Annotated in this window: 15 protein-coding genes; 1 reads left to right on the top strand and 14 read right to left on the bottom strand. The window is 70.8% G+C overall.

Annotated features, from left to right (window positions below):
* Nucleotides 1-150: 150 nt before the first annotated feature.
* The 8 genes from ilvC to gatC form a co-directional block, all read right to left on the bottom strand.
* Nucleotides 151-1140 carry a ketol-acid reductoisomerase gene (ilvC, locus tag Manayef4_RS09950; protein WP_070131407.1) on the bottom strand — a complete coding sequence of 330 codons (990 nt, stop codon included), beginning with the start codon at nucleotides 1138-1140 and terminating at the stop codon, nucleotides 151-153.
* Between the two features lie 53 nt (nucleotides 1141-1193).
* The gene (gene ilvN / locus Manayef4_RS09945) at nucleotides 1194-1718 is read right to left on the bottom strand and encodes an acetolactate synthase small subunit (RefSeq protein WP_070131406.1); all 525 of its coding nucleotides are present in this window, start codon (nucleotides 1716-1718) and stop codon (nucleotides 1194-1196) included.
* Nucleotides 1718-3592 carry an acetolactate synthase large subunit gene (locus tag Manayef4_RS09940; protein WP_256388614.1) on the bottom strand — a complete coding sequence of 625 codons (1875 nt, stop codon included), beginning with the start codon at nucleotides 3590-3592 and terminating at the stop codon, nucleotides 1718-1720. The genes ilvN and Manayef4_RS09940 overlap by 1 nt, the downstream gene beginning before the upstream one ends.
* Nucleotides 3593-3902: 310 nt before the next feature.
* Entirely contained in the window at nucleotides 3903-5594 is a 1692-nt protein-coding gene (locus Manayef4_RS09935) for a penicillin-binding transpeptidase domain-containing protein (protein WP_070131404.1), read from the bottom strand.
* Between the two features lie 306 nt (nucleotides 5595-5900).
* Complete coding sequence (gene gatB, locus Manayef4_RS09930) at nucleotides 5901-7418, bottom strand: Asp-tRNA(Asn)/Glu-tRNA(Gln) amidotransferase subunit GatB (protein ID WP_011438018.1); 1518 nt, start codon at nucleotides 7416-7418, stop codon at nucleotides 5901-5903.
* 12 nt (nucleotides 7419-7430) lie between these two features.
* Complete coding sequence (locus Manayef4_RS09925) at nucleotides 7431-7625, bottom strand: hypothetical protein (RefSeq protein WP_011438019.1); 195 nt, start codon at nucleotides 7623-7625, stop codon at nucleotides 7431-7433.
* Nucleotides 7626-7719: 94 nt separating this feature from the next.
* The gene (gatA, locus tag Manayef4_RS09920; protein WP_083282378.1) at nucleotides 7720-9246 is read right to left on the bottom strand and encodes an Asp-tRNA(Asn)/Glu-tRNA(Gln) amidotransferase subunit GatA; all 1527 of its coding nucleotides are present in this window, start codon (nucleotides 9244-9246) and stop codon (nucleotides 7720-7722) included.
* Nucleotides 9247-9259: 13 nt separating this feature from the next.
* Entirely contained in the window at nucleotides 9260-9556 is a 297-nt protein-coding gene (gene gatC, locus Manayef4_RS09915) for an Asp-tRNA(Asn)/Glu-tRNA(Gln) amidotransferase subunit GatC (RefSeq protein WP_011438021.1), read from the bottom strand.
* Nucleotides 9557-9909: 353 nt separating this feature from the next.
* On the opposite strand from gatC, the gene Manayef4_RS09910 reads away from it, so the two are divergent.
* Nucleotides 9910-10620 (top strand): ACT domain-containing protein, encoded by a 711-nt coding sequence (locus Manayef4_RS09910; protein WP_011438022.1) that lies wholly within the window; start codon nucleotides 9910-9912, stop codon nucleotides 10618-10620.
* A gap of 20 nt (nucleotides 10621-10640) precedes the next feature.
* Here the strand turns inward: Manayef4_RS09910 and ligA are convergent, their stop codons facing one another.
* The 6 genes from ligA to icmF form a co-directional block, all read right to left on the bottom strand.
* Nucleotides 10641-12725 (bottom strand): NAD-dependent DNA ligase LigA, encoded by a 2085-nt coding sequence (ligA, locus tag Manayef4_RS09905; protein WP_235462916.1) that lies wholly within the window; start codon nucleotides 12723-12725, stop codon nucleotides 10641-10643.
* 32 nt (nucleotides 12726-12757) lie between these two features.
* The gene (locus tag Manayef4_RS09900) at nucleotides 12758-13915 is read right to left on the bottom strand and encodes a methionine synthase (protein WP_070131403.1); all 1158 of its coding nucleotides are present in this window, start codon (nucleotides 13913-13915) and stop codon (nucleotides 12758-12760) included.
* A 90-nt stretch (nucleotides 13916-14005) separates the two neighbouring features.
* Nucleotides 14006-15064 (bottom strand): tRNA 2-thiouridine(34) synthase MnmA, encoded by a 1059-nt coding sequence (gene mnmA / locus Manayef4_RS09895; protein WP_070131402.1) that lies wholly within the window; start codon nucleotides 15062-15064, stop codon nucleotides 14006-14008.
* Nucleotides 15065-15143: 79 nt separating this feature from the next.
* The gene (locus Manayef4_RS09890) at nucleotides 15144-16394 is read right to left on the bottom strand and encodes a cysteine desulfurase family protein (RefSeq protein ID WP_070131401.1); all 1251 of its coding nucleotides are present in this window, start codon (nucleotides 16392-16394) and stop codon (nucleotides 15144-15146) included.
* 41 nt (nucleotides 16395-16435) lie between these two features.
* Nucleotides 16436-16942 (bottom strand): MarR family transcriptional regulator, encoded by a 507-nt coding sequence (locus Manayef4_RS09885; RefSeq protein ID WP_070131400.1) that lies wholly within the window; start codon nucleotides 16940-16942, stop codon nucleotides 16436-16438.
* 202 nt (nucleotides 16943-17144) lie between these two features.
* Nucleotides 17145-20462, bottom strand: a complete 3318-nt coding sequence (icmF, locus tag Manayef4_RS09880) for a fused isobutyryl-CoA mutase/GTPase IcmF (RefSeq protein ID WP_070131399.1) — start codon at nucleotides 20460-20462, stop codon at nucleotides 17145-17147.
* Nucleotides 20463-20706 lie beyond the last annotated feature (244 nt).

Genomic DNA, 20706 nt, shown 5'->3' with positions numbered 1-20706 from the left:
CGAGCCCTTTCCGCCGACCGACGGCGACGGCGTGCCCGGCACCCGGACGGGGACGGCCCGCACCCGGGGACGGCGGCAGCGCACCACGGCCGCCCCCGAGAGGGCACGATCCGCCCGACGACCCGCGGGACCTACCTGGCGATCCAGAAATCAGGCGATCCAAGACATCATCGGCCGGAGCTTCGCGCCGACCTGCTCGATCGGGTGCTGCTTGCCCTCCGCCACGAGCTTGGTGAAATTCGGCCGACCGTTGTCGTCTTCGGCCACCCACTCGCGAGCGAACGCGCCGTCACGGATCTCGTCGAGGATCTTGCGCATCTCGGCCTTCACGGCGGGGGTGATGACGCGCGGGCCACGCGTGACATCGCCGTACTCCGCGGTGTCCGAGATCGAGTACCGCATCTGGGAGATGCCGCCCTCGTACATCAGGTCGACGATGAGCTTGAGCTCGTGCAGGCACTCGAAGTAGGCGACCTCCGGGGTGTAGCCCGCCTCGACGAGGGTCTCGAAGCCGGCCTGCACGAGCGCGCTGGCGCCGCCGCAGAGCACGGCCTGCTCGCCGAACAGGTCGGTCTCGGTCTCCTCGGTGAAGGTGGTCCTCAGCGCACCGGCCCGGGTGCCACCGATGCCCTTGGCGTAGGCCAGCGCGACGGCCAGCGCGTTGCCGCTCGCGTCGGCCTCCACCGCGACGAGGACGGGAACGCCCTTGCCCTCCTCGAACACCCGCCGCACCAGGTGACCCGGCCCCTTCGGAGCGACCATGARCACGTCGACGCCGGCCGGCGGCTCGATGAGCCCGTAGCGGATGTTGAAACCGTGCCCGAACGCCAGCGCCTTGCCCGCGGTGAGGTGCGGGGCGATGGACTCCGCGTAGATCGTGCGATGGGTGGTGTCCGGAGTGAGCAGCATGATGATGTCGGCCTCGGCGGACGCCTCCGCCGGAGTGAGGACCCGCAGGCCCTCTTCCTCGGCCCTGGCCCGGCTGCGGCTGYCCGCCGGCAGGCCGACCCGCACGTCGACGCCACTGTCGCGCAGGTTCAGCGCGTGCRCGTGGCCCTGGCTGCCGTAGCCGATGACGGCGACCTTACGGTCGGCCAGGACGTCCAGCGAGGCGTCGTCGTCGTAGTAGATCTCGACCATCGTGGGGAATCTCCTCGTTGAGTGGATGGGAAAAAGACGCGCGACGGTCCCGGTCAGGCCGGACGGTCGACTGCTCRCAGGCTGCGATCGGTGATCGAACGCGATCCGCGGCCGAGTGCCACCAGGCCKGACTGGACCAGTTCCCGGATTCCGAACGGCTCCAGCATGCGGATGAGGGCGTCCAGCTTGTCGCGGGTTCCCGTCGCCTCGATGGTGACGGCGTCCTGGGCGACGTCGACCACCTTGGCACGGAACAGGGCGACCGTCTCGAGGACCTGGGATCGCACCGACAGGTCGGCGCGCACCTTCACGAGCATCAGCTCACGTTGCACCGAGGCGGAGGTGTCCATCTCGACGATCTTCAAAACATTGATCAGCTTGTTGAGCTGCTTGGTCACCTGTTCCAGCGGCAGGTCCTCCACGACGACGACGATCGTCATCCGGGAGATGTCAAGCTGCTCGGTCGGCCCGACCGCGAGTGACTCGATGTTGAACCCGCGCCGGGAGAACAGGCCCGAGACCCGGGCCAGCACCCCGGGCTTGTTCTCCACCAGCACGGACAGGGTATGGCGGGTCATCAGATGTTCACCTCGGCGTCGCCGGAGTAGTCGAAGTCCGGCGCGGTGTCGCGCGCGATGCGGATGTCGTCGTTGCTGGCGCCGGCGGCGACCATCGGCCACACCATGGCGTCGGGATGCACGACGAAGTCCACCACGACCGGGGCGTCGTCGATCGCCATCGCCTTCTCGATCGTCGCGTCGACATCCGCCGCCGTCTCGCAGCGCAGCCCGACGCAGCCCAACGCCTCGGCCAGCCGGACGAAGTCGGGCACCCGCACCCTCCTGGACGCCCCTGAGCCCCGCCCAGACGCCCCTGCGCCGCCGGTCCGCGGGGAGTCCGGGTGCGTCCCGAGCTCCGTGTTGGAGTACCGCTTGTCGTAGAAGAGGGTCTGCCACTGGCGGACCATGCCGAGCGACCCGTTGTTGATGACGGCAACCTTGATCGGGATTCCCTCCAGCGCGCAGGTCGCAAGCTCCTGGTTGGTCATCTGGAAGCAGCCGTCACCGTCGACGGCCCACACCGTGGCGTCGGGGCGGCCGACCCTGGCGCCCATCGCGGCCGGCACGGCGTAGCCCATCGTGCCGGCGCCGCCGGAGTTCAGCCAGGTGTAGGGGTTCTCGTAGGAGATGAACTGCGCGGCCCACATCTGGTGCTGCCCGACGCCGGCGGCGAAGATGGTCTCCGGTCCCGCGATCTTCCCGAGCCGCTCGATGACGTACTGCGGGGCCAGCGAGCCGTCAGCCGGCTGGTCGTAGCCCAGCGGGTAGGTCCGGCGCCAGCCGTCCAGCGTCCGCCACCAGGCGGCGAGGTCCGGCCGCTCCTCCAGGACGAGCGCGGCGACGAGCTCGTTGATCACATCACGGYAGTCACCGACGATCGGTACGTCCGCGGTCCGGTTCTTGCCGATCTCGGCCGGGTCGATGTCGGCGTGAATGACCGCGGCACCGGGCGCGAAGGAGGACAGCCTGCCGGTCACCCGGTCATCGAAGCGGGCCCCGAGAGTGATCAGCAGATCCGCCTTCTGCAACGCGGTCACCGCGGCGACCGACCCGTGCATGCCGGGCATGCCCAGGTGCTGGGGATGGGAGTCGGGGAAGGCGCCGCGGGCCATGAGGGTGGTGACCACCGGGATGCCGGTGAGCTCCGCCAGTGTCCGCAGCTCCGCGGCAGCGCGGGCCCTGAGCACTCCCCCACCGATATAGAGCACCGGACGCCGGGCAGCACTGATCATCTTCGCCGCCTCCCGCACCTGCTTGCCGTGCGGGCGGGTGACCGGACGATAACCGGGCAGGTCGAGAGCCGGCGGCCAGACATCGTGCGGCAGCACGGAGGTGGCCGACTGCAGGATGTCCTTGGGCAGGTCGACGAGCACCGGTCCGGGCCGGCCCGTCGCCGCCAGGTGGAACGCCTCCGCGATGATCCGCGGGATGTCGTCGGCGGACTGGACCAGGAAGTTGTGCTTGGTGATCGGCAGGGTGATGCCGCAGATGTCCGCCTCCTGGAAGGCGTCGGTCCCGATCGAGGGACTGGGGACCTGCCCGGTGACGGCCACGATCGGCACCGAGTCCATGTAGGCGTCGGCGATCGGAGTCACCAGGTTGGTCGCCCCCGGCCCCGACGTCGCCATGCACACCCCGACCCGCCCGGTGGCCTGCGCGTACCCCTCGGCCGCATGACCCGCGCCCTGCTCGTGCCGGACAAGGACATGTCGCACCCGGGTGGAGTCGAACAGTGGATCATATGCGGGCAGGATCGCGCCGCCGGGGATGCCGAAGACCACATCGGCTCCGACCGCTTCAAGGGAGTGGACGAGCGACTGGGCTCCGGTGATCTCTCGTGTCATCTGGTCGTCTTCCTTGACAGGCCGGGGATGTACGTGGCACGTGGCAATCTCGGCTGGCACTGCGGGACCGGCGGGACCGGGCCCGCCGGGCACGGCTCTGCCAGCTGAGCACGACCACGCAGGCTTGGCACGAGGCAGTGCTCACTGCACGAAAAAGCCCCTCGTGCCGAGGCACTGAGGGGCGGCGCACAGGTCGACGTCGTCGACTATGCACGCTCTGAGCGTACGAGAATCCCGAGATGCACGGTTCTACCCTGCCGGAGTTCCAGCCCCACGTCAAGCATCRCCGGGCACCGGGTCCAGCCAGGCACCGGGTCCAGCCAGGCACCGGGTCCAGCCAGGACCGGGTCCAGCCAGGTCATTGCCCGCCGGAGCCGGGCGCACCGATCTGGCCACCGTCCAACGCGGTGAGGAACCTGGCCGCGACCGGCGCGGCCGTCTCCGCGCCGAAGCCGCCGTCCTCGACGACCACCGCGAAGGCCACGTCGCCCCGGTAGCCGACGAACCACGCATGGGTCGGCGGCGGGTTGCCGTCCTTGTACTCGGCGGTGCCGGTCTTCCCGAAGACCTCGCCGGGCATCGGGACCTTCGCGGCGGTGCCCTCGGTGACGACCGCCCGCATGAAGTCCCGCAGCGGGGGCAGCACCACGGGCGGGATGGGGTTGCTGCGCGCCGACTGGCCGACGACGAACGGCTGGTGCCAGGTACCGCTYGCGACCGCCGCGGCGACGCTCGCCATCTGCAGCGGGGAGACCTCGATGCGGGCCTGGCCGATCGACGCCGACGCCGACTCGACCGCGTCACGCGGGGTCGGGAAGGTCCCCCCGACGCTGGCGATATCCAGCGGTGGTCGGCCGTCGAAGCCGTAAAGCTGGGCGGCCTTCTCCAGCGCGCCGTCCGGGAGTGACTCCTCCAGCCGGATGAACGCGGTGTTGCAGCTCCTGGCGAACGCGGTCCGCAGCGGGATGGGGCCGAACTGCTCGGACTCGGCGTTCTGGAAGGTCCGACCGCCGACGCTGACCGTCTGGGTGCAGTCCAGGGGCATGTCCGGCGCCTTGCCGTTCATCAGCGCGGCGGTGGCCGTCACGATCTTGAAGGTGGAACCCGGTGGGTACTTGCCCCGGACAGCCCGGCTCGACCCGCTGGGCGGATGGTTGGCCAGGGCCAGGATGGCGCCGGTACGAGTGTCGATCGCGACCATCGCCCCGGTCGGGCGGGCCGCGGTGGCCAGGGCCGCCTCGGCGGCCTGCTGGACCCGCAGGTCGATCGTGGTACGGATCGCCTCGCCGTCGGTCATCGGATAGGTGTGCAGCGTCTGCACGGTCGCGTTCTTCGCATCCCGCACGACGACCGCGCCGCCCTGCGCCCGCAGCCGGTCGTCGTACACCCGCTGCAACCCGGACAGCGGCGCCGTCCGACCGACGAGGTTGCCCRCCAGGTCGGAGGAGTCCCGTAGGGGCTGGCCCGCCACGTCGAGCAGGTCCCCCCGCTTACCGGTGGAGGCGGTCCGGTCCAGGTGCAGCCCTGGGCGCAGGGCCGGATGCACCGAGACCGGATCAGCCTTCACCCGCCACCCGCCGCCGGTCGAGACGAGATGCAGCGCCCCGGTGTACTCCAGCGGCGTCGGCAGACCAGAGAGCGTGAGCCTGGCCAGGTACGGCACGGTCGCCGTCTCGCCGCTGCGGCTGATCGCGCCCGGGGTAAACGTAGCCGCTGTGACGAGCAGGCGGTCACGCACCTCGGCCATCGTGCCCACCAGGCGCGCGACGTCGATGCTCCCGGGCGTGGAGACGGCGGCGACAGCCGCGGAGCCGGGGGTCGCCGTCCCACCGGAAGTCGTCAGCGTCCGCCAGCCGGCCAGGTAGGAGTCGGCCGCAGCCTGGACCTTCCGGTCGGCGGCGCGGTCGGCGGCGCGGTTGTTCAGGACGTAGCCGACACCGCCGGCGACGGCCAGCAGGACGACGACGACCGCGACGATGATCGCCGTCCGGCGGCCCCGACCCCGACGGCGGGAGGTTGACGCGGTGAAGCCGGAAGGTGTAAGGGGCACGGCGGCACGCTCTCCCCTCGATCGTGACACCCCGATGGGAGACCCACCCTATGGAGGCCTCCGGCCCTTCGCATCCGACGCGCCGTACGACGTCGGCAACCCGACACGCGGGTCCGACACGGCGGGAGAACGTGGTCCTCCCGAGCTCGGATCACGGAGAGGCAACCCACGGCGCGGGGGACGGCGGCGACCGGTCGGACGTTTCTTGAACGAATGGCGCTAAAATCTGCGAATCATCTTGAATACGACAAATCGGGGATCGGCCGGGAAGCCGAAGGCCGGGAAGCCGAAGGCCGGGAAGCGATGTCAGGAGACGCCGAGGCGCTCCAGCAGCAGTCGCCGCACGGCCGCCGCGTCCGCCTGGCCCTTCATCGCCTTCATCACCGCGCCCACCAGCGGACCGACGGCGTTCACCTTGCCACCGCGGACCTTCTCGGCGATGTCGGGGGCACCGAGGAGCGCCGCGTCGACGGCCGCGGTGAGCGCGCTGTCGTCCGCGACGATCGCCAGCCCACGGCCGGCGATCACCTCGTCGGGCGTGCCCTCACCGGCGAGCACCCCGTCGATGACCTTGCGGGCCAGCGCGTCGGTGAGCTCGCCCGCGGCCACCAGCGCGGTGATCCGGGCGACGTCGGTCGGGGTGATCTTAAGATCGCGAGGCTGGAGACCGGCGTCCGAGGCGCGCCTGGCCAGCTCGTTGAGCCACCACTTGCGGGCGGTCGCCGGGGCCGCGCCGGCGGCGATGGTCTCCTCGACCAGGTCGAGGACCGCGGCATTGCGCAGGTCCTGCAGGTCCCGCGCGGTGTAGCCGTGCTCGGCGATCAGCCGGGCCCGGCGCGCCGCGGGCAACTCCGGCAGGCCGGCCCGCAGCCGCTCGACGTATTCCGCGGGCAGGGCCAACGGGGTGAGGTCAGGCTCCGGGAAGTACCGGTAGTCGGTGGCCTCCTCCTTGGAGCGACCCGACGAGGTGCGGCCCGACGCCTCGTCGAAGTGGCGGGTCTCCTGGATGATGCGCTGGCCGTCGTCGAGCAACGCGGCCTGCCGGGTGGTCTCGTAACGCACCGCGCGTTCCACCGACCGCAGCGAGTTGAGGTTCTTCGTCTCGCTGCGGGTGCCGAAGGGAGCGTCCGGGTCGCCGGGCGCCGGCCGCGGGCGCAGCGAGACGTTGGCGTCGCAGCGCAGCGATCCCTGCTCCATCCGGACGTCGGAGACCCCGAGCGCCCGGATCAGCTCCCGCAACTCGTCCACGTAGGCCCGGGCCACCTCGGGGGAACGCACGTCCGGTTCAGTCACGATCTCCACGAGCGGGATGCCGGCCCGGTTGTAGTCGACCAGCGAGTGGGTGGCGCCGTGGATGCGGCCGGTGGCGCCGCCGACGTGCAGCGACTTGCCGGTGTCCTCCTCCATGTGCACCCGGGTGATGCCCACCCGGTGCACCTCGCCCTCGACCTCCACGTCGAGCCAGCCGTTCGTGCACAGCGGCTCGTCGTACTGGCTGATCTGGAAGTTCTTCGGCATGTCGGGATAGAAGTAGTTCTTGCGCGCGAACCGGCACCACGACGCGATCTCACAGTGCAACGCGAGTCCGATCATGACCGCGAAGCGCACCGCCGCCTCGTTCACCACCGGCAGGGAACCCGGCAGCCCGAGGCACACCGGGCAGACCTGCGTGTTGGGCTCGGCACCGAAGGCCGTCGCGCAGCCGCAGAACATCTTGGAAGCGGTGCCGAGTTCGACGTGCGTCTCCAATCCGATCACCGGCTCGTAGCGGGCCAGAACGTCGGAGTAGGACGGCAGCGCGCCGGCGGGAGCCACTGTGCTCACCGGATGAACTCCTCATGGGTCGCTGGGTGGGCGGGTGTCGCGGACGTGCACGTAGGTGAGGAACACCGCGGCCGGTAGGCCGAGCACTCCCCAGACGAGCAGGACCGGGTTGAGCGTGGCGATGCCGAGACCCAGCACCAGCACGGTGAGCAGCCACACCACGCCCACCAGGAACCGGTCCTGCCGGCCGCTGCGCAGACTCACCATCGCCGTTTCCTTCCCTTCCCTCGCGGTCGGCGGCCCGTCACCGCGGCCGCCACACCCGGAACACGGATGACCCGCGAGAGCGCCGGGCGCCCGCTCACAGCGCCGGGACCTCGTCGAGCAGCGGATGGCCGCGTTCGACGTCCAACGCCTCCTCCAGCGCCCCKCCGACCCGGTAGAGCCGGTCATCGGCGAACGGCGGCGCCATGATCTGGATACCCACCGGCAGCCCGTCCACGAGCCCGGACGGCAGGCTCATCGCCGGGCCGCCCGCGAGGTTGGACGGGATCGTGCACAGGTCCGACAGGTACATGGCCACCGGATCGTCGACCTTMGCGCCCAGCGGGAAGGCCGGTGTCGGGGTGGTGGGCGASACCAGGACGTCGACCTGCTCGAACGCGGCGGTGAAGTCGCGGCTGATCAGCGTACGGACCTTCTGCGCCTGGCCATAGTAGGCGTCGTAGTACCCCGAGGACAGGGCATAGGTGCCCAGGATGATCCGCCGCTTCACCTCCGGGCCGAAGCCGGCTTCGCGGGTGCGGCTCATGACCTCCTCGGCCCCGGCCCGACCGTCGTCGCCGATCCGCAGCCCGAAGCGCATCGCGTCGAAGCGAGCCAGGTTCGACGAGCACTCGCTGGGCGCGATCAGGTAATAGGCGGGCAGCGCGTAGCTGAAGTGCGGGCAGCTCACCTCGACGACCTGGGCGCCCAGGCCCGTCAGCGCCTCGACCGCGGCGGCGAAGGCGGCCTCGACCCCCGGGTCGTATCCGTCGCCGGCGAACTCGCGGACCACACYGACCCGCATACCGCGGATGTCGCGCTGCCGTGCCGCCGCCACGACCGCGGGAACCGGCGCGTCGACGCTCGTGGAGTCCAGGGGATCGTGGCCGGCGATCGCGGCGTGCAGCAACGCCGCGTCGGTCACCGTGCGGGCCAGCGGGCCGGCCTGGTCCAGCGAGCTGGAGAAGGCGACCAGCCCGTAGCGGCTGACCCCGCCGTAGGTGGGCTTGACCCCGACCAGACCGCAGAGGGCGGCCGGCTGACGGATGGAACCGCCCGTGTCGGTGCCGAGGGCAAGCGGCGCCTCGAAGGCGGCGACGGCCGCGGCGCTGCCGCCGCTGCTGCCGCCGGGGATGCGGGTGACGTCCCAGGGGTTGCGGGTCGGCCCGAACGCCGAGTTCTCGGTCGACGAGCCCATGGCGAACTCGTCCATGTTGGCCTTACCCAGCAGGACGACGTCCGCGGCCCGCAGCCGGCTCACCACCGTGGCGTCGTACGGGGGGTGCCAGCCCTCGAGGATGCGGCTGCCGCAGGTGGTGGGCATCCCTCGGGTGGTGAAGACGTCCTTGAGCGCCAACGGCACCCCGGCGAGCGGCCCGAGGCGCTCCCCGGCCGCGCGCCGGTCGTCGACCGACCGGGCCGCGGCGAGCGCGCCGTCGGCGTCCACGTGCAGGAAGGCGTGGACGGTCTCGTCGACCTTGGCGATGCGGTCCAACGCCGCCCGGGTCGCCTCGACGGCACTCAGCCTGCCGACGGCGATCGCGGCCGCCGTCGCGGCGGCGGACAGGCGCACGACGTCAGTCGCGCCGGGAGGTGTCGGGTTCTCCGTCATGTTCTCCGTCATGCGGGCGGCGACCTCATTCGTCCGGATCGAGGATGCGGGGCACCCGGAACCGCCCGTCCTCGGTGGCGGGGGCACCGGCCAGGGCCTCGGTGACGGGCAGCGACGGGCAGATGGTGTCCGGCCGGAAGACGTTGGTCAACGGCACGGCGTGGCTGGTCGGCGGGATGTCCCCGGCGGCGATCTCGGAGACCCGGGCGACCGCGGACAGGATCGCCTCGAGCTGCGGTGCCAGCGCGTCGAGCTCGTCGTCGGTCACCGACATCCGCGCCAAGCGGGCGAGGTGAGCCACCTCGTCCCGAGTGATCGCCATGGCGTGTGGCCCCTTCGTKGGCGGTGGGCGCGGGGCCCGTGACTGGTCCTGGGCGCCGCGACGGATGCGGGAACCGGAACCGGGAGAGGCCGGATGCACCCCTGGGGCGCCCCGGGCGGACGGTCCCGGACCGGACGCATCGCCGCGTCGACGTGATGTCATCGTACGGGCCGCGGCGGGACCCCCGCGGACGCCGCCCCCCGCTGCTCTCCTGGCCCAGGCTGCCCTTCGGGGTTTCCGTCACCTCACCTTCGGCGAGGTTCCTGTGCTGTGGTCCTGGGGGAGCCGCCGGCCGGGCGGGGACGTTATCTTCGCGTGACCGGCCGGCCATCCCGCCGACATGCTCTTTGCGCATGCTCAGCTACATGTCGTATCTGCTTCGCCTCGTGCTGCCGGACCGCCCGGGAGCGCTCGGCGCGGTGGCCACGGCCCTGGGCAGGGCGAGCATCGACATCGTCAGCATTACCGTCATCGAGCGCACCGCCGACGGAGCCGTGGACGATCTGCTCGTGCTTCTGCCACCGGGCGGCCTCGCCGATCGCGTCCTCACCGCCGCTCATTCGGTTCCAGGCGTGATCGTCGAGTCGCTTCGGCCGTTTCTCGCYGACGGGGGCGGTATCGGCAACGACCTCGACCTGGTGGACGCCATGACCGATCGGCCGCACGACGCCGTGGCGACCCTGACGGACCTCGCGCCCGGCGTCTTCCACGCCGACTGGGCGATGCTGCTGGAGCACGTCGGGCCGGACGACGTCCGGGTCCGGGAGACCTCGGTGGGCGCTCCGGCCCTCGGCGGGGACGATCTCGGTGTCCCCGAACGGGTCCGGTTACCCCTGCCCTGGCTGCCGCTGGAACGGGCGCGGCGGATCGGGGCCGAGGATGGCGCCTTCCCGCCTCGCTGGCGGGCGGTCAGCATGGAACTCGCCGCGGCCCCGGTCGGCGGCGACCGGTTGGTGATCCTGGTCGGGCGGCCCGGCGGCCCCCGGTTCCGCTCCTCCGAGATCGACCGACTGGCCCATCTGGCGGGCATCGCCGCGAGCCTGACCAGGACGGACCGTTTCTGAGCGGGGGATCCTCCCCCGGGTTATTCCACCGGGGTCTCGGCCTTCTCGGGACCGTCGGCGGGAACGGCGAGCTTGCTGGCCGCGTCGACCCCCTGCGCCAGCAGAACGGCGAATCCGGCCTCGTCCAGCATGGGGATCCTGAGACTGCGCGCCTTGTCGTACTTCGAGGCCCCCGGATCCGCGCCGACGACGACGGCGGTGGTCTTCCTGCTCACCGAGCCGGTGACCTTGCCGCCGCGCGCCTCGACCGCCTCCTTGGCCGAGTCGCGGCTCCAGTCGGTGAGCGTGCCGGTGATGACGACGGTGACGCCGTCGAGGGGACGTGGGCCCTCCTCCGCGCCGACGTCGGCGAGCCGTGCCCCGCCGGCGGCGATCCTGGCGAGGATGTCGCGGTGCCGTTCATCGGCGAACCAGTCGAGCACCGCGCCGGCGATCTTCGGACCGACCCCTTCGACCGCGGCGAGGTCCTCGGCCGACGTGGCGGCGATCGCTTCCAGCGACCGCAGTTCCCGGGCCAGCGCCCGCGCCGCCGTGGGCCCGACGTGGCGGATCGACAGGCCGACCAGCAGCCGCCAAAGCGGCCGGTGCCGCGCGGCCTCGACCCCCCGCAGAATCTGGTCGATTTTCTTCTGCGCGAACCCGCGCAGCCCCTCGAAGGACTCGGGCGTCAGGTGGAAGATGTCGCCGATGTCACGCACCCGGCCCGCCTCGAGCAGGGCGGTCGCCGTCTCGTACCCGAGCCCGTCGATGTCCATCGCCCCCCGGGATGCGAAATGGAAGATCGACTCCCGCAACTGCGCGGGACAGGAGACGGTGTTCGGGCAACGGATGTCGACCTCGCCCTCGGGCCGCACYAACTCGGTGCCGCACTCCGGGCAGCGCGTGGGCATCACGAAGGCCCGCTCGGAACCCTCTCGCAGGTCGACGACCGGGCCGACGATCTCCGGGATGACGTCCCCGGCCTTGCGCAGGACGACCGTGTCCCCGATGAGCACCCCCTTGCGACCGACCTCGTCGATGTTGTGCAGGGTCGCGAGGCCCACCGTGGACCCGGCGACCAGGACCGGCTCCAGCTCCCCGAAGGGGGTCACCCGGCCGGTGCGGCCCACGTTCACCCGGATATCGCGCAGTTTGGTCGTGACCTCCTCCGGCGGATACTTGTAGGCCACCGCCCAGCGGGGGGACTTCGAGGTGGAGCCCAACCGGCGTTGCAGGGCGAACGAGTCGACCTTGACGACCACTCCGTCGATCTCGTGCACCACGTCGTGGCGCGCGTCGCCCCACCGGTGCACGTAGTCGAGCACGCCGGGCACCGTCGCCAGGACCTCGAAGTGGGTGGCGACGGGCAGCCCGAGCTCCGCGAAGCGGGCATAGGCCGCCGACTGGGACGTGACCTCGAAGCCGCGCTGCGCGCCCAGGCCATGGACAATCATCTCCAGCGGCCGGGTGGCGGTGACCCGGGGATCCTTCTGCCGCAGGGATCCGGCCGCGGCGTTACGCGGGTTCGCGAACGGTTTGCCCCCCACGGCCACCAGCCCGGCGTTGAGCTCGGCGAACTTCGCGGTCGGGAAGAAGACCTCGCCCCGCACCTCCAGCAGCCCGGGCACCCGCGGCCCGCGCAGCCGTACCGGCACGCTCGCCAGGGTGCGGATGTTGGGGGTGATGTCCTCCCCCGTCCGGCCGTCGCCGCGCGTCGCGGCACGCACCAGGTAACCATCCTCGTAGACGAGGTCCACGGCAAGCCCGTCGATCTTCAGCTCGCAGAGCCAGGCGTCGACCTCGCTTTCCCGGGCCACGCGCGCCGCCCACTGGTGGAACTCGTCGTCGTCGAAGACGTTTTCCAGGGACAGCATCCGTTCGAGATGCTCGACCGGGGTGAACAGGGTCGAGTAGGAGCCGGCCACCTTCTGCGTCGGCGAGTCCGGTGTGCGCAGGTCGGGATGCCGCTCCTCCAGCGCGGCGAGCTCCGCCATCAACCGGTCGTACTCGGCATCGGAGATCGTCGGGGAATCGAGCACGTAGTAGCGGTACGCGTGCTCGTCGAGCTCGCGGGCGAGGCTGGCGGCGCGGGCCCGCTCGTCCGCCGAAGCCGCCGCCGAAGCCACGCCGGATTCGTCGGCCGTACCGGCCGTCGCGCTCACGACGGTGCGTCGACCAGGACCCGCCCCGCCTTCCGGCAGTGGCGCATCACCGTCCTGGCATCGTCCGTTCCCAGGCCCGCCAGGCCACATGTCGGCGTCACGGCGACCACCTCTCCGAGCTGCTCGGGCCGGAATCCCAACCGGCGCCACAGTGCGATGACGGGTTCGACCGTACGGCGGACATCCGACAACTTCGGTGCGGCCAAGACAGCCCGTCCGGCTGCACCAGCCCGTCCGGCTGCACCAGCAGGTGCGGTCGGTCCAGTCGGTCCTGTCGGTCCTGTCGGTCCTGTCGGTCCTGTCGGTGAAATCGGCGCGGCCGGTGAAATCGGCCTGGTGGGGACGAGGCCCGCCATCAGCCGCACTCCGGCCTCCACGATCTCGCCGACGGCGTCGTCCTCGGCCCGGGTAAGCGCGGTGACGTCGAGACCGACGAAGTCCACACCCGCCGCGCGCAACGCCGCCAGCGGCACCGCGGGAGCGCAGCAGTGCACCCCGACTCCGACGGTCGCCGGCAGCGCCCGCAGGCCACCGAGCAGGATCCGCAGCCGCTCCACAACCAAGCCCTCCTCGACGGCGGGCAGCACCGAGAACCCACTCGGAGTGCGGATCCGGCCCGCGAGCACCGCCGGCAGCGACGGCTCGTCGAGCTGGACCAGGATCCGCGCCCCCGGGACCCGCTGGGCGATCTGTTCGACCTGTTCGACGAGCCCCGCGGTCAGTGCGTCGGCGATGTCACGGGTGGCGCCGGTATCCGACAACGCCTTGTGCCCGCGGGGAAGCTCCAGCTCGGCAGCCAGCGTCCACGGGCCGGTCACGGCAATCTTGAAGGATCCCGCGTAGTCGGCGGCGACCTCCGTCAGCGCGTCCAGGTCGCGTTCGAGCAGATCCCGTGACCGGCGCAGGTCCAGGCCGGGTCGGGGAACCAGCCGCCAGCCAGCCGGCTGAAGGTCCACCGGCATGTCGACGARGATCGCCGCCGCCCGCCCGACCATCGCACCCCCGGCTCCCCTGGCCGGCAGTTCTGGCAGATGCGGCAGGTCCGGCAGCTCGTCGAAGACCAGCTTGACGGCCTGGGCCGCATCCGTTCCCGGCAGCGAGCCCACCCCGGTGGCCGCGCCGGGCGGCCACATCCGTGCAGCGTCAGTACTCATGTCTTGACATCCTCCGGGAGTCCGCGGGAGATCCCCGGCCACGCCCGCTCCACGCCCGCTCCGTCAACGGCCCGCCGACCGGGCGCCCAGCTAACCACCGGTGGTGCGGATGTGCCCTCCGCCAAGCACCCGGTCACCGTCGTACAGCACCACTGCCTGGCCTGCGGCCGTGCCGCGGACCGGCGTCGTCAGCGTCACGACGAGCTCCTCGTCGCGCGCCTGCGCCACCGCCGGTACCACCCCGCCGTGCGCCCGCACCTGGGCCAGGCATGACACGGCCCCCTCGTGCGGCCAGACGGCCCGGTCCGCCACGAGCCGGCGCACGTCGAGCGCCTCGGCCGGTCCGACGGTGACCGTCGACGTCACCGGGGAGATGTCCAGCACATAGCGCGGCCGGCCGTCCGCGGCCGGCCGCCCGAGCTTCAGCCCGCGACGCTGACCCACGGTGAAGGCGTAGGCGCCGTCATGGTGCCCGAGCGTCTGCCCGGTCGTCGCATCGATGACCGGACCCGGCCGCGGGCCGAGCCGCTCGCGCAACCAGCCACCGGTGTCCCCGTGCGAGATGAAACAGATGTCGTGGCTGTCCGGCTTGTCCGCAACGGCAAGGCGACGCTCGGCCGCCTCTACCCGCACCTGGGCCTTGGTGGAATCCCCGAGCGGGAACCGCGCGGCGGCGAGCTGCTCGGGACGCAGCGTTCCCAGGACGTAGGACTGGTCCTTGTCCGGATCCACCGAGCGGCGCAGGGTGCCGTCCGGATCGAGCCGGGCGTGGTGCCCGGTGACGACGGCCTCGAAGCCGAGCGCGAGGGCCTTGTCGAGTACGGCCGCGAACTTGATGCGCTCGTTGCAGCGCACGCAGGGGTTGGGCGTGCGACCGGCCGCGTAGGACTCGACGAACTCCTCGATGACGTCGGTCTCGAACCGGTCCGCGRGATCCCAGACGTAGAACGGGATGCCGAGGATATCGGCGGCCCGCCGGGCGTCCCGGGCGTCCTCGATGGTGCAGCAGCCGCGGGCTCCGGTCCGGTCCGACTCCGGCGAGCGCGACAACGCCAGATGCACCCCGGTGACGTCGTGACCGGCGTCAACCGCCCGGGCGGCGGCGACGGCGGAGTCGACCCCGCCGGACATCGCGGCGAGCACCCGCATCAGACCATCACCTCCCCGAATCTCCGCCGAACCTCAGGGAACCACGTGGACGGGAGCAAGGCATCATGGGCATCGCCTCTCAGGTGCCGCTCATGCTGCCGCTCGTGCCGGCCAGCGCCCCCGCGCGGCTCGCCCGCTCGACGACCGGCCCGATCGCCGCGACCAGCGCGTCGATGTCGCAGGCCCGTGAGGTGTGCCCGAGGGAGAACCGCAGCGATCCGCGGGCGTGTGCCTCATCCACTCMCATYGCGAGCAACACGTGCGACGGCCTCGCCACTCCAGCGGAGCAGGCCGAGCCGGTGGAACACTCGATCCCCCGGGCATCGAGCAGCATCAGCAGCGAGTCTCCCTCGCAGCCGGGGAAGGTCAGATGGGCGTTTCCCGGCAGCCGGTGCGGTCCCGGACCGCCGCCGTCCCCACCGCCGCCGTCCCCACCGCCGCCGTCCCCGAGCAGCGGGGCACCGTTGAGCACCGCCTCCGGGACCTCCGCCCGGACCCGGYGCACCAAGTCGTCACGCAGGGCCGCCAGCCGGACGCTCTCCTGCGGCGCCTCGGCGCATGCCCTCGCCGCGGCCGCCGCGAACGCCGCCACCCCGGCCGTGTTCAACGTTCCGGACCGGATGTCGCGCTCCTGACCGCCGCCGTGGGTCAGCGGCTCCATCGCCAATCCCCGGCGCACCACCAGGGCACCGACACCGATCGGCCCCCCGATCTTGTGCGCGCTGACCGTGATGGCGTCGGGGCCCTCGTCGGTGACGGCGATCGGGATCTGGCCGAACGCCTGCACCGCATCGGTGTGGAAGGGCACGCCGTGACGGTGCGCGATCGTCGCGAGCTCGGCGATCGGCTGAACGGTGCCGACCTCGTTGTTCGCCCACATCACCGACACGACGGCCACCGAGTCCGGATCCCGTTCGAGGGCGGCGGCGAGGGTGTCCGGCCGCACGGTTCCCGCGGCATCGACCGCGAGCAGCTCGACCTCGGCATCCTGCGCCCGGCCGAGCCAGTCGACGGTGTCCAGGACCGCCCGGTGCTCGACGGCGCTGACCAGCACCCGCCGCCGGCCCGGTTCGGCCCGGCGGCGTGACCAGTACAGACCCTTCAGGGCGAGGTTGTCACTTTCGGTACCGCCTCCGGTGAACACCACGTCGGACGGACGGGCGCCCAGCACTCCGGCGAGTGTCTCGCGGGACTCCTCGACGATGCGGYGGGCACGGCGGCCACTGGCATGCAGCGACGAGGCATTGCCGGTATCGGCGAGCACCGCGGTGTACGCGGCGAGCGCTTCCGGTCGCATCGGCGTCGTCGCCCCGTGGTCGAGGTAGGTCACAGCTCTAGAGGGTAGTCGCGGACGGGCCGAACACCGCGCGATCAGAAGTCGCCGGCGGCCCGGCGCAGATCGGTCAGCAGGTCGATGAGTCTGCGCACCCCGCCGTCACCCAGCCCGGGATCGGCGAAGACGGTGTCGTTGAGCTTCTCGGTCGCGRCCATGGCAGTGACCCGACCCTCCTCGGTGATCTTCGCGAGAATCGCCCGCCGGTCCGTAGGATGCGGGGTACGCCGCACCTGCCCCCTCGCCTCCAACCGGTCGACCGCGCTGGTGACGCTKGTCGGATGGACCTGCAGCCGACTTCCGATCTTGTTGAGGGGCAGCGCTCCGGACCGACTGAACATCAACAGCATCAGCAGCTCATAGCGCGCGAAGGTCAGATCGAGGGGGCGCAGGACCTCGTCAACCCGGGCGAGGACGATCTGCTGCGCCCGCATCAGGGAGGTGACCGCTGCCATGCCGTCCGCTGCCGCCCCCCAGCCGTGGGCGGTCCAGTGCCGATGGGCCTCCGCTATGGGGTCGGTTGGCAACGGTTTCGGGGTGGCCACGACTTGTCGACGCTCCTGCACTTCATGGGACGGTTCCCGCCCAACCTGGCAGCCGGGGACCGTCGCGGCGGGCAGCGTCCATTGCACCCCAGGACGGACGCGCTGGCAAAGATTCATGCGTACCCGGAGATTGCCGCGGCGCCCAGCGTACCGACCAGCGTAACGCCGATCGACGTAACGGCGGGCGCCACCCGGGGCATAATCAGACGTTACGTCGATACTGCCCACCCACGTCGAAGAATGCCTGGGAGATCTGCCCGAGGGAGCAGACGCGGACCGCCTCCATCAGCGCCGCGAACGTGTTCCCCCCGCTCCTGGCGACCTCCCGCAGATGTTCCAGGGCGGCGCCCGCCTCGGCGCCGTGCCGGCGGTGGAACTCCTCCAGCCGAGTGAGCTGAGATTGCTTCTCCTCCTCCGTGGCCCGCGCGAGCTCCATCGGGCCTCCCTCGGCGTCGGGATCGGTGCCGGCCGACTCCGGCCGCAGGAACGTGTTCACCCCGATGATCGGCAGGGTGCCGTCGTGCTTGCGCCGCTCGTACAGCATCGACTCGTCCTGGATGCGTCCCCGCTGATAGCCGGTCTCCATCGCGCCGAGTACACCGCCGCGGTCGCTGATCCGCTCGAACTCGGCGAGCACCGCCTCCTCGACCAGGTCGGTCAGTTCATCGACGATGAACGATCCCTGCAGGGGATTCTCGTTGGCGGCGAGTCCCMATTCCTGATCTATGATCATCTGAATGGCCAACGCGCGGCGGACGGAGTTCTCCGTAGGAGTCGTCACAGCCTCGTCGTACGCATTGGTGTGCAGGCTGTTGCAGTTGTCGTAGATCGCGCACAGCGCCTGCAACGTGGTCCGGATGTCGTTGTAGGCCATCTCCTGTGCGTGCAGCGACCGACCCGAGGTCTGTACGTGATACTTCAGCATCTGCGACCGGGGGGCGGCACCGTAGCGCTCCCGCATGGCCACYGCCCAGATCCGGCGGGCCACCCGCCCGATGACGGTGTACTCCGCATCCATCCCGTTGGAGAAGAAGAACGACAGGTTCGGGGCGAAATCGTCGATGCGCATCCCTCTGGCCAGATAGGCCTCGACGTAGGTGAAGCCGTTGGCCAGGGTGAACGCGAGCTGACTGATGGGATTGGCGCCGGCCTCGGCGATGTGATAGCCGGAGATCGATACCGAGTAGAAGTTCCGGACCGCGTGTTCGATGAACCACTCCTGCACGTCCGCCATCGCCCGCAACGCGAACTCGGTGGAGAAGATGCAGGTGTTCTGCCCCTGGTCCTCCTTGAGGATGTCCGCCTGCACGGTRCCACGGACCGTGGCCAGCGTGCGGGCCCGGACCTCGGCGGCCTCGTCCGTGCTCGGCTCCCGGCCGTGCTCGGCGCKGAAAGCGTCCAAGCGCTGGTCGATCGCGGCGTTCAGGAACATCGCCAGGATCGTCGGCGCCGGGCCGTTGATGGTCATCGAGACGCTGGTCGACGGATCACACAGATCGAACCCGGCGAACAGGACCTTCATGTCGTCCAACGTCGCTATCGACACGCCCGACGTGCCGATCTTGCCATAGATGTCAGGCTGAGACGCGGGATCGCGGCCGTAGAGGGTCACCGAGTCGAAGGCGGTGGACAGCCGGGTCGCAGGCGAGCCGGCGGAGAGGAAGTGGAACCGGCGGTTGGTCCGGAAGGGGTCACCTTCACCGGCGAACATTCGCGCCGGGGCCTCCCCGGCGCGTTTGAACGGAAAGACGCCGGCGGTGAAGGGGAAGTACCCTGGCAGGTTCTCACGCCGCAGGAAGCGGATCAGGCGAGCGTCGTCGTCGATGGCGGGTACCGCCACCCGCCGGATCAGAGTCCCGCTGAGTGTGGTGCGCACCAGCGGGGTGTGGATCTCGGTTCCCCGGACGAGATAGGTCATCTTCTCGCCCTGACGTTCCTCGACGATCGCCGGCCATTGCGCCAGGAGCTCCCTCGTCCAGGGGGCCAGRGCGGCTTCGGCCTCGTCGCGCAGCACGGCGAGGGTGGTGGGTTCCGCCGGCGCCGGGCCCGCGCTGGGGTTGGCGCCGGCCAGTGCCGCAAGGGCCGTCGTCAGATGCTCACGACGGCGGGCCAGCAGCGCCTGACGCTCGGTCTCGGCGTGATAGCCCCGCACCGTCTCGGTGATCTCGGCCAGATAGCGTATCCGGGCGGACGGAATGACCGTGGTCAGACCGGTAGAGGTCCGCCCGCGCACCAGGTGCAACGAGCCGGACACGGTGTGCAGATCGTGTTTGCGTAGCAGCCCGACGAGGTGCTGATACAGGGCGGTCACCCCGTCGTCGTGGAACCGGGCGGCCGAGGTGCCGAAGACGGGCATATCCTCCCAGGACTGGTCGAACGCCTGCCGGTTGCGCACCAGTTGCCGGGCGACGTCACGCCGGGCATCCTCGGCGCCGCGCCGCTCGAACTTGTTCACCGCCACCACGTCGGCGAAGTCCAGCATGTCGATCTTYTCAAGCTGTGAGGCCGCACCGTACTCGGGTGTCATCACGTACAGCGAAACATCGCAGAACGGAACGATCGCCGCGTCACCCTGCCCGATGCCCGGCGTCTCGACGATCACCAGATCGAAACCGGCCGCCTGGCAGGCTTTGATCACATCCGCCAGGGGAGCCGGAACCTCACTGCCCCCCGTGCGCGTCGCCAGGGACCGGAAGAACACGTTCCCTGCCGTGCCATCACCCAGGGAGTTCATCCGGATGCGGTCACCGAGCAGTGCACCGCCGCCCCGCCGACGGCTGGGGTCGATGGCGAGCACCGCGATCCGCAGGCTGTCGCCCTGGTCGAGGCGGAAGCGCCGGATCAGCTCGTCGGTGAGCGAGGACTTTCCCGAACCACCCGTGCCGGTGATACCGAGGACCGGAACCCGCGGGTGGCGGGCGGCCTCGTCCTGCAGCGCCGCCGCGAGCCGCGGGTCCCGGCCCGCCTCGAGCACGGTGATCGCCCGGGCGAGCGCGCCGTGCTCACCAGCCGCCACCGCATCGAGCTTCGGCCCGTCCTCCGTCAGATCGACGTCACAGGCCTCGATGATCATATTGATCATCTTTGCGAGACCGAGCCGCTGCCCGTCCTGCGGGGAGAAGATGCGCGCGACCCCGCGCGCGTGCAGCAGGTCGATCTCCGCCGGCAGGATCACCCCGCCGCCGCCGCCGTAGACCCGGACGTTGCCGGCTCCGCGCGCACGGAGGCGCTCGATGAGGTAGCTGAAGTACTCGACATGCCCGCCCTGATAGGACGACAGGGCGATCCCCTGGGCGTCCTCCTGGATCGCGGCGGTGACGACCTCCTCGACGCTGYGGTCATGCCCGAGATGGATCACTTCGGCGCCCTGCGCCTGCAACAGGCGACGCATGATGTTGATCGCCGCGTCATGYCCATCGAAGAGTGAGGCCGCCGTCACGATCCGGACCGGATGAGCTGGTGTGTGCAGCGTGGCGGCCGGCTCGTGCCGGTTGTCGGAGGACATCGCGTCGGAGGACATCGAAGCGGCTCCCGGGGACGATGTGGCGGGCGGAGATACCTAGAACACTTGGCTTCCCGATAGTAGGACATCCATGTAATAGATGCCACCACGGCCAAGGTGCTGAAGCGGGTGCTGCCAGCCAGTAGTCGGAAAATACGCGTATACGAGTGTGGGGCTGTCTCCCTAGGGAGACAGCCCCACACTCGTATACGTCCGGCGGCGTCCTACTCTCCCACACAGTCCCCCATGCAGTACCATCGGC

It is taken from the genome of Frankia sp. CgMI4, assembly GCF_001756285.1.
Lineage (GTDB): Bacteria > Actinomycetota > Actinomycetes > Frankiales > Frankiaceae > Frankia > Frankia casuarinae.
Note: the sequence above shows the minus strand (reverse complement) of the source record. Positions and strands in the feature narration are given on the sequence as shown.

Bases quoted from the DNA above. Each gene is read 5' to 3' on its own strand.
- Manayef4_RS09925 (WP_011438019.1), bottom strand. From the start codon at position 7,625: ATGGTGAGTCTGCGCAGCGGCCGGCAGGACCGGTTCCTGGTGGGCGTG.
- gatC (WP_011438021.1), bottom strand. From the start codon at position 9,556: ATGGCGATCACTCGGGACGAGGTGGCTCACCTCGCCCGCTTGGCGCGG.